Here is a 13,691-nt window from a genome sequence, read left to right on the forward strand (position 1 = left end):
TTCTTCTAATGTATCAGATCTTTAGCAGATGCTACAATATTCTTAACAGAAATACCATTTTTTTCCAATAGATATTCATAGGGTGCAGATTCACCGAACTGATCTTGAATCCCAATACGCTTCACACGTCCTGATCCCATTTCTGCCACGACTTCACATACGGCGCTTCCCAATCCATTGAGGATATTATGATCTTCGACAGTGACAATAAAGCCTATCTCATCTATACATTTTTTGACTGCTTCTACATCCAAAGGTTTAATGGTATGCATATCCAGGAGTCTAACAGAAATGCCCTCTGCTTCCAGTTCTTCTGCTGCAGCTACAGCACGGGACAATATATCACCATTAGCAATAATGGCAACATCCTTCCCTTCTTTTAATTGAACCGCTTTCCCAATCTTAAAGGAAGCATTTTCATCATAAATATAGGGAATGGCATCTCTGGTAAAACGAAGATAAACAGGACCATTAAATTCGGCAGCGGCCCGTATCAGTTTTTTTGCTGAAAAGTAATCGCCGGGCATGATAACTGTCATATTAGGAATAGTCCTGAGTATGCCCATGTCCTCAATAGCCTGATGACTGGCACCGTCGTTTGCTGGAGTCAATCCACCATGAGAACAGGCAATCTTCACATTCAGTTTTGGATAACAGACTTCCTGACGAATCTGCTCACTCATGCGCATAGAACCGAAAATCGCATAGGTCGTAACGAAGGGGATTTTCCCGCATGTTGCTAGACCGGCAGCAACACCACAGGCATTTTGCTCAGCGATTCCCACATTCACATGCTGCTTAGGTAATACTTCAGCAAACTCAACTGTCTTGCAGGATTTACCGATGTCTGCATCAATTACATAGATATTTGGATTTTCTTTTCCTAAAGCCAGGATTTCTTCGCCATAGGCTTCTCTTGTTGCTCGTCCTTTCATTATACCATTGCCTCCACTTCGGTCAGAGCCTGTTTAAACTGTTCATCATTGGGTGCCATGCCGTGCCACATCACCACATTTTCCATAAAGGAAACTCCTTTTCCTTTCACACACTTTCCAACAATCACCTTGGGTATTCCATTTTTGCTATTCCGGACTTTGTCAAAAGCATCGACAATCTCTTCCATAGCGTGTCCGTCGATCCCCATGGCCTCACAACCAAAAGCTTCAAATTTCTTTTTCAAGTCACCTGTAGGCATGACCACATCACAGGTATTATCATTCTGCAAGTTGTTATTATCCACAATGAGAATTAAATTATCCAACTTATATTTGACAGCGGTCATAACGGCTTCCCATATCTGACCTTCATCACACTCTCCATCTCCAACTAGACAAAAAACTCGATAATCACGCCCATCCCGTTTAGCTGCAATAGCCATTCCAACAGCTGTAGAAAATCCTTGTCCTAGAGATCCGGTTGAGATATCCACACCGGGACATACTTTCATATCCGGATGTCCCTGCAGAATAGACCCCTGTTTTCTTAAAGTAAAAATCGTCTCATAGGGAAAATACTCTCTCAGAGCCAGAGCAGAGTAAAGAATGGGACAAACATGCCCTTTAGAAAGGACAAAACGATCTCTGTCAATCCAACGAGGCTCCTCTGGCCTGATATTTAATTCATCAAAATAAAGGGCTGCCATGAAATCGGCTGCTGACAGTGAACCACCAGGATGACCAGATTGGGCACCATGAATCATGGTTAATGCAGTTTTCCTTAATTCTTTGGCTTTCTCTTTTAGGAAGACCACTTTTTCTTTTTTATTCATTTAATCCTTCTCCTAACAATCCGTAAATGAATTGTCTTTTTTAATACAATGATCGATACAGAGCTTTCTATCTTTTTTTATTGCTCCCCCTTATCTGAAGGAGCTAGGTAAGGTTGAAACTCAGGACTGGGCGTTCCTATTATTCTTTTTAAAATGTGAAATAAATTGCTCTTTTACAGTCTTTTGAAACCTCTGAAAGGCGGGAATCTGCCCAAGGATCAACAGAACAATCACAATAAAAAGAACCAAAGAAACGGGTCTTGTCAGGACGGGTAGAAAGCTTCCTTTTGAAACCATCAACGCTCTTCTGAGGTTTGAATCGCACATATCTCCCAGGATGACACCTATGATAAGAGGGGCAATCGGATACTTCATCTCCGTGAGGAAGTAGGCAATAATGCCGATGGGAAGCATAAGAAATAGATTAAAAACTCTTGTTCCCAAAGCATAAGAACCAATGATGCACAATACGGCGATGACAGGCATAAACAAGGATGTGGGAATCCTCAAAACCTTAACAACCTGCTTTGCCAGGAGGATACCGCAAATCCACATAGCTACCGAAGCAAGTAACAAAATTGCCGTAATATCCAAAATAAATGTTGGATTATCGATATTTAACATGGGACCAGGCTGTATACCATGGAGCATCAAGGCACCCAGAAGCATAGCCGCAGGAGGACTTCCGGGGATTCCAAGATTCAGTAAAGGAATCATGGCTCCACCGATACAGGCATTATTCGCTGTCTCAGTTGAAATTACGGCTTCAACAGAACCTTTTCCATACTCTTCAGGGTGTTTACTAACCTTTTTAGCCGTACCGTAAGAAACCCACCCGGCAATGTCTTCACCAATTCCAGGAACAGCTCCAATCCCGACCCCGATGAGAGATGATCGTATGATCGTAGGAATGTTTTGCCCGATGGTTTTAAAATCCGGCAGTATTTTCTTGAATTTCTGTGTCTCTCCAATCTTAAAATTATCCCGAAGAGACTGGATAATTTGAGGGATTCCAAAGGCTCCTATTAAAACTGGCACCAGGTCCAATCCGCCTTCCAAATCACTCATTCCAAAGGTATAGCGTGGAAAGAACTGCAGCTTATCCCGGCCGATAGTAGCAAGGAAAAGACCGATGAAACCGGCGATCCAACCCTTATAGACCAAATCCTGACTGGTCAGGGTTCCACTTATAATAATTCCAAACATGGCCAAAAGGAAAAACTCAAAGGAGGTAAACTCCAAAGCCAGTGCAGATATGATAGGTGAAAGCAACACTACAAAAATCATACCTATGAATGTTCCGATGGCCGAAGATGTCGTGGTCAATCCCAAGGCTCTGCCCGCCTGGCCCTTACAGGCTAGAGGATAACCATCTAAAGCAGTGGCTGCAGAGGCGGCAGTCCCGGGAATATTGACAAGAATCGAAGTGTAGCTTCCACCATAAACACCTCCGACATAAATCCCCATCAATGCCACCATGGCCGTTGAATGATCCATTCCATAGGTCAAAGTTGTTAACAGAGCAACTCCTAAAGTGGCTGTAAGTCCAGGAGTCGCACCGAATATGATACCCATGATAACCGAGCCGAAAAGGATCAACATAGTCATAGGGTTTAGCATCATAGCGCCTATATTAGTAAAAAATATTTGTAATGGTTCCAGAAAACCCATAATTTATCTTCCTTATCGAATGGTGTAGTAGATGAGGTTCATCAGTTTAATAATTCCGCCTTCCACAGGAAGGGGAACCAGCAGAAAATACCGGAACAAGGGGCATAGTGCCAGAGGTACAAAAACTGAAACAAGAGTAACTTGGCGGAATATTTTTGAAGGGATTTCCAGTTTTTTTCCGATGACCCGGCTTAAGATATTTAAATAAACCAGGAATAGAAGTATGAGGATATCCATATTGTATTTAAGGATTCCCTTCAAGACAGCATCCAGACCTGTGGCGATCAGAACTATAAAAATCAGACACACAACTAAATAGTGCCTAGTGATTTTTTTTCTGATGACTTCATTATCTGCATAAAAAGCCGAACAGACAAAGAACAGAAAAAGGGCCAGACTTAAATAAAAATCAATTCGAGGAATATACAGATAGATGAGTGAAGCAAAGCCCAGCACAATAGTGAAAATCCTTTTGGTTTTTTCACTTACTTGAATGCTTTTGGTATGTTTTACACCCTCAATAAATGAAGAAGCTCCTCCGGTTTTAACTGAATTGATCAGAAGAATCATTCCTAAAAAAAGGATTCCCCCTCCAATGAACAGTGGCAGAAGAGCCGGTGAAACATACCAGGTGCTCTGAACTCCCCCATAGGACTCTTTCATAGGCATTTTAAAGGCTTCAGTCAACTCCCACAGCCCAAACAGCAGCAAAATGATGCTTGTAATAAAATCGTATTGACGAAGCTTCTTTTCTTCCATTATTACATTTCCTTTTAACAATAACGTACACATACAATGTGGGAACAATCACCGGGACTGGATGACAGCCCCGGTTGCATGGGCGAGCAGCAAACGAAGTTTGCGACCAGCCCCGGACGCATGGGCGAGCAGCAAACGAAGTTTGCGACCAACCCCGGACGCATGGGCGAGCAGCAGAGTCATCTGCGGCCAGCCCCGGTTTTGGATCAAAGATCCCCTTTAACTAAATTACAGTTTTTCGATTCCCAAGGATGCAGGATCTACTTTGGCAGCACCCAGTTCTTTCAGGGTCCAACCAAAATTGGATTCAAGATTATCGAATACTTTGTTTGCTTTTTCGCCGTAAGCACCAGACAGAATGTAAAAGTTTTCTTTACCAAAGTTAATCACGGCATCAGAGTTCATTGCCACAGTAAAAGCATTTCTCAATTTGATTTTGATTGATTCATCAGCGGTTTTCTTGATTGCAAAACCGATAGCCTGAGAAATAGGCAGATATTCACTTAAAGAAGGAAAGGCTGTAAATGCTGTTGGAATTGTTTTTCCAGCCAGTGTGAAATCATCGGGAACGAGCATTCCTAGCGGTTTTAATTTTCCACCACGAATCAACTGTGCCTGTTCTGCTGCAGAAGTTACAACTACAGAGATTTCTCCAGTCATGGCAGCATTCTGTGCAGGAGCAGATCCATCATAAGGAATATAGTTAAACTTGGCTCCTGTACCATTCATAAGGGCTAATAGGTTCAGGTGGTGAATAGATCCAGCTCCACTTGCACCAGCACGGATTGATCCAGGATTGGCCTTTGCAGCTGAAATTAATTCTTCTATCGTATTGTAGGGTGCATCGGGTGTAACTGATACGATATCAGGAGATCCACCAATGATAAAAAAGTCCCAAACATTCATTCTTTCAGGAAATCCGCCCATAACTGCAGAGGTTACACAAGATTCAGAAAGACCACAGATTGTATAACCATCGTCTTCTTTACTGAATGCATCGCTCATACCTACAGAACCGGCAACTCCACCAGGTTTGTTAACAACATTGATATTAACACCAAGCTCTTTTGCCATTTCTGCCATTACAACCCGGTTACATGTATCGGTACCACCACCGGCTCCCCATACCAGAATGTTTGTAATATCTCTTTCAGGATATTCCCCCTGACCCTCTGCAAAGACCAATCCGGACAGTGCAGCAAGACAAAGAACCAGTACAAATAGTTTCTTCATTTAAAACTCCTTTCATATATTCACAGACCCATACGGGTCTGTAGATTGCTTTTTGATTTGATCCCCTGCCTTCATGGCAGAAGATCCAACTTTATTTTTTAAAGAACACCTCATTTTCGAGGAATTTCCAGTTTTTAACAAAATCACTCTGATTCAAAAGTTTTGTTAATTCTTGCAGATCAAGAGTATCAAGGAGGTCCCACATTTTTGTCGTCCATCTGGCGTTGGCTTCAAAGCACTCCTTGATATCAACTCTGGTTGGAGATGTATCAGAAGTTAAATAATCACTGTAACCATATCGTTTTACATAATACACAAACTCCAGATATTCCTGAAAATGTCGTGTTCCAGCCATATAATCCCAGTCCCAACGACCATCATTATCATTGATATGTATGTAGTATGGAAAGGGGCTGTCTGCTACCAGACACAAAGCCTCAGCCGGTGTTTCTCCACCGTAAATGGAGTGTCCAAAATCCAGAGTAACCCCAACGTTCTTATTCCCAATATCATTCAAGAGGCAAAGAGCTTTCGCAGAATTATCAATAAAACAGCGTCCCCGGATCTCATTGGGTTTGTACTCAATAAACAGTGGTATCTCAGGTTTATAGGCACCGGCTTCTTCCAAACAGGCCACCATCCTCTTCCAAGAAGTTGAGTAATCAGATTGAAAACTATATTCATAACCATCCCCCAGAGGACAGCATTGAACTTTGTCTGCTCCAACTTCAGCAGCAAAATCTTTGGCTTCCTTGATAAATCGTACAGCTTTATCACGAACGGCCTTATCCGGATGAGAAATACTGCCATTTATGAAGTCATCATCTTTTTTAATATTCACATTCACAGCAGCCATATTAAGACTGTATTTTCCAAGAAGGCTTTTTACCATGGAAGGGTCATTGACCTCATATGGATATACCAACTCTACTCCATCAACATCCTCTAAAGAGTTCATCATCTTAAATTTTTCTTCCAGAGTTCTTGGGGCATTGTATGACCTGAATCGATCCTGACTTTCCCCGAGAAATCCGGTGATAACGGCATATTTAGGTTTTAGGCTCATAAAATTATTCTCTCCTTATATCCCTGAAGCAATTCTTCATGCAGGGCTGTTTTCATTTACAAAATCCATATTTTTCTTTAGAAATAAAAGGCCTTCTTTATAGGTCTTTTCTACATTCTCTGGAGGACAAATAATTTCAATGTCCAAAGAGTTCCGATATCCGGCCTCCTCTAATTGTCCAATCAGCCCACCCCATCGGTTTTTCTCATAAGTACCTGGGCTGAGGGATAGATTTTCTGTCCCATCATTCTCACACAAATGGGTAGACATCACTCTTGAGAAAATGGACCGATCCAAAGAAAAAGGATCGAGACCACTGCATTGGAGATGGCCGGGATCTAGATTTAAACCAACTTGTGGAATCCTTTTTAAGAAGGCAAGATCAGCTCCAAGACTCAAAGGTTGTGGTTCAAATGCCAGTTTAAGATTATGAGAAGATAAGATTTCCCAGAATCTTATTACTTTCTCATCCAATTGTTTCTGATGAACCTCATCTTCAGCATGGCCAGCGAATGACGGCAGAGGAATAGTCACAACCGATGTAAGTTCATGCCTTCTGAGTTTTTCACTGATTTCAGCAGCCTCATTTAAACCTGAGTCGGAATAAAGAGAGCTGGGAGAATCAAAGGAGGACATCAAAAAATGAGCTACAAACTGACTAAAAGTGATTCCCGTCTTTAAAGAATGCTCTTTTAGCTTTAGGCATGCATCATCGGTCCATGCAATCAGTTGCTCCGGATGAAAAATTTCCAGCTGCATGGTATCGAAGCCCCAATCTGCCAAGAAGCCCATACTCTCCAATAAATTTTCAATCTCAAAGTGTGTCCCATATTTGGAAAGATAAAATGCCGGCGATACCCCGATCAATGTCTACTCCTACCTTCATTATTTTGTATACATTATTTTACACACACTATCAAAATACTGTCAATCTTTATTTTTAAGTTTTTGTTCTATATATTTTGTATACATTGTCATGGGTATTAATAAGTCGTGACTTAGCCAGATAGAAAAGGGATTCATAAATGATCGGTTTGTGATTTCCCATATAGTACCGGCAAGATTCCTTAAGCTAGAACAAAGCTTAAATATCAACTTATTGAGTGGGTATCCCGGATGACCTTTTTCTAGAATACAGGATCACTGTCTACTGGGAGAAATCATATGTTTTGAAAAAGAAGCGTTAAGATAAACTGAATCAATCAAAATGAAGCAATTTGAATCGTCATATGAATCATCATAAATCACGGCACATGTCTGCCAGTTTTCTTGTTGTATTCACATTTCGAGTCGTCATTTTACGGTAAGAACTATGGCTTACAAGTTTAGTAATCCGACTCTTATTGTAATTTTCCTTTTTTATATTCCAGATGAGAACCTCATGAACATGCTTTATTTCTAAATATTGTTTTTTAATAGGTAAATCATCAAGGAAATTCTCATTGGCAATATCTTCAAACAGGAAGGCAACATATGTCTGCTGAGTTTTATCATTTCGCCAATCATCGGGTATCGCTTTGGCTATACTCAACATTTCTGGAGCGGTCTTAATAAGGATAGGTATTCTTTGTTTGCATTTTTGATAAATTGTATCTTCAATCAATTGAATAAGATCTATTTTGACCGATTCGGATTCGAACAGGGCATTCCCTGAATTAAGATAGGTCTCTACATTTGAAAGCCCCAATTCTTCCAACCAGGTTTTGAGTTCTTTCATTGAGATCCTAATGGATGTCCCGACATTGATTCCCCGCAATAAAAGAACATATTTCATTTTGAACCCTCATTTCCTGTCCTTTGAAATTTGACTTTTCGAAAGGATCAATGACCTATAATTTTGATCATGCAGAACTGTTTCTCACACAATCATTCCAACGGCTCGAACAGGAGAGCCATCTGCATTTTCAATTTTCAAGGGGAAGCAGGAAAACTGAATAAAAGATCCAACCAATGAGCGTAAGTGACACAGATTTTCTATGATGATCATATTGTAACTAAAAATCATTTTGTGATTCTTCATTTTTGTATCTCCCACTTCATCCACAGAAATACAATCGAAACCTAGTCCTTTTAAATTCAATGAGCACAAATATTTTGCGGCCTCAACAGTCAACACTGGAAAATCTTCAAAATATCCGGGGCTTCCCCATCGCTCATCCCAACCAGTATAGAATAGGACAAATTCAGCCTTTTTTATCTCATCTTCAAATTGTGCAATAAAGCTCTGTTCTATGGTTTTTCCCTCCAAATGTGAAACATTGATCACAAAGGCATTTCCTCTGTATGTATCAATATCAAGCTGATCTAAGGTACTCTTTTCCTTCAGCATATGAGCTGGAGAATCAACATGAGTCCCCGTATGGGAATACATCGTTATTTTCTTTTCAGCAAACCCGTCATCATCGATTGTATTACTTTTCACAAAAATTGGTGGTTCTGTTCCTGGATACACTGGCATAGATGGCTTCAGTGTCTGAGTCAAGTCAATTAATTTCAAAGACATCTCCATAATTTTAATTTTCTTCTTTTTGATTTTTTAAATTTCAGCTTAGATCTCTAAGCTGTCTAAAAAGTAAACTGGATTCCCGCTGTTAAATAATGAAACAAGGCAAATGTATATACATCTCCTCCACCATCTGATCCTCCCTCGAGGATTCGGTATCCCACGCGAAAAACAGTTTCGGGAGAATACTGATATAAGAGTGCCAGATTAACGTCCTCTGCCCTTCCATAGGGTGAGGCGAGAGCATCTCCATCCAGGAGAACTCCAAGATTGTCATCAAAAAACCATTCAGCACGGAAGTTTATTAGAGGAACGACACCGAGATTATCTCGATGAGCATAACCGGAATCACTCATAAGAGCGATATCTGCACTTCGGATCTTAGCGGTTAACCCGATTCCCAGGTTTAGACTGTCTCTTTTTAGAAACGTCCAGCGGTAAGTCATTCTGTAAGAATCAAACCTATACGTAGAAGAAACATCAGACCCCTCTAAGAAGGTTTTATCCTGGAATGTCACATCTTTTCCTATTTTACCCGACCCCTGTACCGTCAGAGGCGCAATTAAAATTGAAACAGTATGTCGATCTAAAAATGTATACCCGCCACGAATACGAAGAACAGAAATCAGTGACGATGGTGTTTCCTCGGAAAGGGAAAAAGCCGTGCCAATATCCGAGGGGATACGAACATCATTATAACCGGCAAAAGCGACTCCTCCTTCAACATCCAGAAACGCTTGAGCTCCCAGGGGAAAGACAACTAAAAGAAGGGTCAGAAGAATAAAACATTTCCGTATAGTTTTCATATAAATCTCCATCTGATTCCTTAAAGATTACTTGTTGATAAAACCAAAAACAAGGAAAATAAATCTAATGAATTTAGGAGCTCGTAACCTGATGATGAAATTTTTTCTGCAATAAAGAAAAGACACCACCAGCAGAGAGCTGTTGCAGAAAAATACAAATAATAACCGGCAAAGCCACTTCGGCTCCAAAATATTGTAAGGCAATCACAACGCCCGCAGCATTATTTCTCATACCGGAAGTGAAAATGATAGAAGGTAGATCCTTACTATCTTTTCCAAGAGTCAGCCAACACAGCACAAAGGCTACGGAATAATTAAGAACGAGGTGTAGTCCTACAATTAAGAACATCCTGATAATATGCCAATCGATAGAATCGATATAAGGATTTACCGCCGCTCCATTTACGGAGAGAATAATCATCATTATAATCTTGTTCAACAAATTGGCACCGGGAGAGACCTTCTCAACCATGGCCGGGGCCTTATACCTCATAAAAATGCCTGCTATAACGGGTAGAACTATCATTTTAAATAAGTTCAACATCATGGCAATTGCATCAAATTCAACAACTTCTCCCATAAACAAAGAAATTTGAAGAGGAATCATAAATCCGCTGAAAATTGTGACAACAAAAATAAGTGCTAAAGACAAAACCAAATTACCACCGATAAAACCAGTCCAGATCATGGACGTAATTGCCACGGGTGTAACGGCCAGTAGAAAATGCCCCAAAGCATATTCTGGAGAACTTGAATAGAATACTTTACCAATTGCAAAGCCGATAAATGGGATAAATATATACAAAATAATTAAACCGACAATGAAGCCCTTTGGTTTTCTTACAACATCTGTGAGACTCTGAAGACTGCAGGAAGTCCCTAATACAAAAACCATAAACATAAGAAAGTAGGGTAAATAGTCGGAGAATGGGATTAAAGTTTCGGAGAAATAAAAACCACCGATGAGAGAGGCGAGGATGAAAAGAAGAAGATACTTAGTAAAAAAATTATTAATTTTGGTTAACAGCATATTGCGTACAAACTCCTAGTGTACTGATTGTATATTATTTAAAATAACAATCCAATATTGCTGAGGAATTTACAGGCTAAAGGATTCTTACTCATTGATTTTAGAAATATGTGGAGCGTTCAGGAACCCATTCTCATGATATTGAATCATTCAGGAAGGTACTGTCTTTTCACACCTACTATAATTGAGAGTTGTGTTCCATTAGATTCTCAATTGCCTACAATCTTTGGCAATCTTATCTGATAAAACCTATAAACAGAAATACTTTCTTCTCCATTTTATGCTTTCCTGGGCAACATCTCTTCATATTTCTTTAGTACAGCTAAAGAATTTAAATCAAAACCATTCTTACGATTTTCATCCAATGGAACAATTTTCATTGTATATCAGGCGGTCATTCCACCAGGAATTGTCCTCTCAAATTTCGAGAATCCAGGTACAATGTTTTTGCCTTCAACCATAAATCAGGATGTCGAGGATCCAAGACCATGTTTTACCCTAGTCCTACCATGTCAATAATACAATTTATCAGGATATCATTAACATATTGACTGTTTTTTAAAGCCACCAGTCAACATGAGGGGAAGAGCTGTTGCTTCTTGAGCTAAGCGGACAAAATTGAGAAAAATATGGACCACAATTCGAACCTTCAGAATTGGCTTTCTCTCCACCAAGATCTATTTCATACCTCCCTGTTGCAATGTAACTGATCTGCTTATGAGGATGGCAATGGGGGGGCGACGGTCCCTTTATCAAAAACTATTTGTATATATTATTTTCTGTAAGCTTTACTTAAATCCACAGAAAAAACTTGTCCATCATAAATTGAATTCAACTGACTCGCCATACAAGGAATAGACCTAGTAAAATCTTTTTTATTCAAATTTGTGTGTGCAGTCCCATAGATTCCCATTATGTGTTCATGATCAACTGAATGTAATTCTCTAATAAAATTTTCAACCATTTTATTTTCTCTATATATATCATTATTGGAATTGTAGTATTGGGAACCCTGATCAATGACATGTTTAGTTATTTTGTAGTTTTCTGATTCAGATAAGCCATTTTTTTCTAAGTAGTTTAAATACCGCAATCCAGTAGAAAAATACTGATGTCCCACATCTGTTCCATGAAAAATTGTTTCCGGGCAGGTTTTCTTAATCCTTTTATAGAAATTCAAAATATATGGATTATGCGATGCAGTACCTTCCCAGTCTGAATAGACTTCATATAATCTAACATCCTCTTCATCTCCCATCCATAAGTTCAAATATTCTGCAGTAAAATAAGCTGTTTCGATGAATAAATGCCTCATCCCACTTTCATAATGTTCATTCCAGATAGTAAACTCTTCATTTATGGTTTTTTTCACCCCGTGCTTTTCACCATAAAGATATATTTTCCCATTATAGGGTGTTACTATAAAATCATTACTTTCCACGTATACAAAGTTGTCTTTTGTGGCACACGAGCATAGGAGTAAAAGGACTCCTGATAAGAGAGATGTGATGCTTTTATGCATTGTTCAGCCTTCATAAATAATAATTAGATTTTACCTTCGATCGATAATGAAAATCATAGCTGGTTTCTGCAACCAAGTATACATATGTTCTGCTCGTGTCTATCTATAGTTTACTTTTAATCAAGATTTAAATGCTTGGTCCATCACCTGCCACCATCCTATCAAAGGTTTCAATCATTCGTGCTATCAAAATAATACTATTAAGAATTCAAATAAGATCGTTGGTGATTATACATAACGATGATCCGATAGACTCAGATTTTTTTAAAAAAAGTGTGCTTTATCATTATTCACGAATTGGTGACAACTCCATTATTGAAAAATTCTGTATCCAAGTAATGAACTGTTGATTTTTTCATGATGAAGTCAACAAAAAACCTGTCTATTTTACACGGTGCCCTTTCAATTATTTGAAATTTGATTTGGAAAAGAGCACCTGAACTTTCAGGATTTCAAAAATCAAACTAGCTGTCTATGCGCTTCTTCCACAAAGGTAAGAATATTTTCTAGGGAAACATCCCCTTCCACTGCGTGAGAAGGAGAAAAAATATATCCTCCGTCCTTTCCCAGCTCCAATAGATGCTGAGATTCCTTTAGCACATCCTCTTTTGTCCCAAATGGCAAGGTCTTTTGTGTAGACAACCCACCCCAGAAAGCTAAACGGCCTCGATACATACTGACAAGTTCATCCGTATCCATAACTTCCGGTTGAAAAGGATTAAAACAATCCGATATCGATTAAATCTGGAAAGACTTCATCCACATCACCACAAGAGTGGATCAGAATATACTTTCCATAATCCTTGACGGCTTTATACATCCTCTTTAAATGAGGAAAAATCATCTCTCGCCAGTAATCAGGGCCCATAATCAGTCCATGCTGCTGCCCCCAGTCATCCCCGAAATAGATGGCATCGATATCATATTTTACAGCATTCTCTATGAGTCCAATATTGAAATGGATATTATTACAGCCGTTGTTCTGGGTGGAGTCAGTATCGCCGGTGGTTCTGGTTAGATTACAGGAGTTATTTTCGGGGTTCTTCTGATGGGAGTTCTAACCAACGGCATGATATTGATGAATGTTGATGAATACACACAGTGGATTATCAAAGGAGTGGTTCTTCTAGGAGCGGTCAGCCTCGATGAGATTTCTAGTAGAAAGAAAAACTGACCGACTTATTATATTTACAATCGAAGCTCCTGAAAGAATCCTTTTTAGGAGCTTCTCCTTTAAATATATTTAAAACCGGTTTTCCATAATAAACAGATTCTATATTCTATCTTCATTAGATTTAAATGGATCTATCACAGTGAATTGAAGAACTTGTAT

General features: G+C 39.4%; 16 protein-coding genes. 2 read left to right on the plus strand and 14 right to left on the minus strand.

Features of this window, described 5'->3' with window-relative positions; genetic code table 11:
- Positions 1–5: 5 nt before the first annotated feature.
- From EXM22_RS09130 to EXM22_RS18500, 14 genes are all read right to left on the minus strand, one after another.
- Complete coding sequence (locus EXM22_RS09130) at positions 6–935, minus strand: transketolase family protein (protein ID WP_149486221.1); 930 nt, start codon at positions 933–935, stop codon at positions 6–8.
- Positions 935–1,768, minus strand: a complete 834-nt coding sequence (locus EXM22_RS09135; protein WP_149486222.1) for a transketolase — start codon at positions 1,766–1,768, stop codon at positions 935–937. Before EXM22_RS09135 ends, EXM22_RS09130 begins: the two co-directional genes overlap by 1 nt.
- Before the next feature lie 120 nt (positions 1,769–1,888).
- Entirely contained in the window at positions 1,889–3,376 is a 1,488-nt protein-coding gene (locus tag EXM22_RS09140; protein ID WP_210411432.1) for a tripartite tricarboxylate transporter permease, read from the minus strand.
- 75 nt (positions 3,377–3,451) lie between these two features.
- Entirely contained in the window at positions 3,452–4,198 is a 747-nt protein-coding gene (locus EXM22_RS09145; RefSeq protein WP_168203431.1) for a tripartite tricarboxylate transporter TctB family protein, read from the minus strand.
- Between the two features lie 228 nt (positions 4,199–4,426).
- Entirely contained in the window at positions 4,427–5,431 is a 1,005-nt protein-coding gene (locus tag EXM22_RS09150; protein WP_149486225.1) for a Bug family tripartite tricarboxylate transporter substrate binding protein, read from the minus strand.
- A gap of 91 nt (positions 5,432–5,522) precedes the next feature.
- Positions 5,523–6,497, minus strand: a complete 975-nt coding sequence (locus EXM22_RS09155; protein WP_149486226.1) for a sugar phosphate isomerase/epimerase family protein — start codon at positions 6,495–6,497, stop codon at positions 5,523–5,525.
- A gap of 36 nt (positions 6,498–6,533) precedes the next feature.
- Entirely contained in the window at positions 6,534–7,289 is a 756-nt protein-coding gene (locus tag EXM22_RS09160; RefSeq protein WP_149486227.1) for a sugar phosphate isomerase/epimerase family protein, read from the minus strand.
- Positions 7,290–7,734: 445 nt separating this feature from the next.
- Positions 7,735–8,271 carry a DUF1697 domain-containing protein gene (locus EXM22_RS09165; protein WP_149486228.1) on the minus strand — a complete coding sequence of 179 codons (537 nt, stop codon included), beginning with the start codon at positions 8,269–8,271 and terminating at the stop codon, positions 7,735–7,737.
- Positions 8,272–8,355: 84 nt separating this feature from the next.
- Entirely contained in the window at positions 8,356–8,994 is a 639-nt protein-coding gene (locus EXM22_RS09170) for a cyclase family protein (RefSeq protein ID WP_168203432.1), read from the minus strand.
- 68 nt (positions 8,995–9,062) lie between these two features.
- Complete coding sequence (locus tag EXM22_RS09175; RefSeq protein WP_149486230.1) at positions 9,063–9,806, minus strand: porin family protein; 744 nt, start codon at positions 9,804–9,806, stop codon at positions 9,063–9,065.
- 73 nt (positions 9,807–9,879) lie between these two features.
- Complete coding sequence (locus EXM22_RS09180; protein ID WP_149486231.1) at positions 9,880–10,836, minus strand: bile acid:sodium symporter family protein; 957 nt, start codon at positions 10,834–10,836, stop codon at positions 9,880–9,882.
- 772 nt (positions 10,837–11,608) lie between these two features.
- Positions 11,609–12,277, minus strand: a complete 669-nt coding sequence (locus EXM22_RS09185; RefSeq protein ID WP_149486232.1) for a hypothetical protein — start codon at positions 12,275–12,277, stop codon at positions 11,609–11,611.
- A 540-nt stretch (positions 12,278–12,817) separates the two neighbouring features.
- A complete protein-coding gene (locus EXM22_RS18495; RefSeq protein ID WP_210411433.1) occupies positions 12,818–13,057 on the minus strand; it encodes a uroporphyrinogen decarboxylase family protein in 240 nt (79 codons plus the stop codon).
- 19 nt (positions 13,058–13,076) lie between these two features.
- Complete coding sequence (locus EXM22_RS18500) at positions 13,077–13,277, minus strand: uroporphyrinogen decarboxylase family protein (protein WP_342780285.1); 201 nt, start codon at positions 13,275–13,277, stop codon at positions 13,077–13,079.
- Between EXM22_RS18500 and EXM22_RS18415 the strand changes: the two genes are divergently transcribed.
- Together EXM22_RS18415 and EXM22_RS18505 are read left to right on the plus strand one after the other, a co-directional pair.
- Complete coding sequence (locus tag EXM22_RS18415; protein WP_168203248.1) at positions 13,188–13,376, plus strand: hypothetical protein; 189 nt, start codon at positions 13,188–13,190, stop codon at positions 13,374–13,376. The two genes, EXM22_RS18500 and EXM22_RS18415, sit on opposite strands and share 90 nt — an antisense overlap.
- A 30-nt stretch (positions 13,377–13,406) precedes the next feature.
- Positions 13,407–13,532: a hypothetical protein gene (locus EXM22_RS18505; protein ID WP_281289869.1), complete on the plus strand. Its 126-nt coding sequence runs from the start codon at positions 13,407–13,409 to the stop codon at positions 13,530–13,532.
- Positions 13,533–13,691 lie beyond the last annotated feature (159 nt).

Source organism: Oceanispirochaeta crateris (genome assembly GCF_008329965.1).
Lineage (GTDB): Bacteria > Spirochaetota > Spirochaetia > DSM-2461 > DSM-2461 > Oceanispirochaeta > Oceanispirochaeta crateris.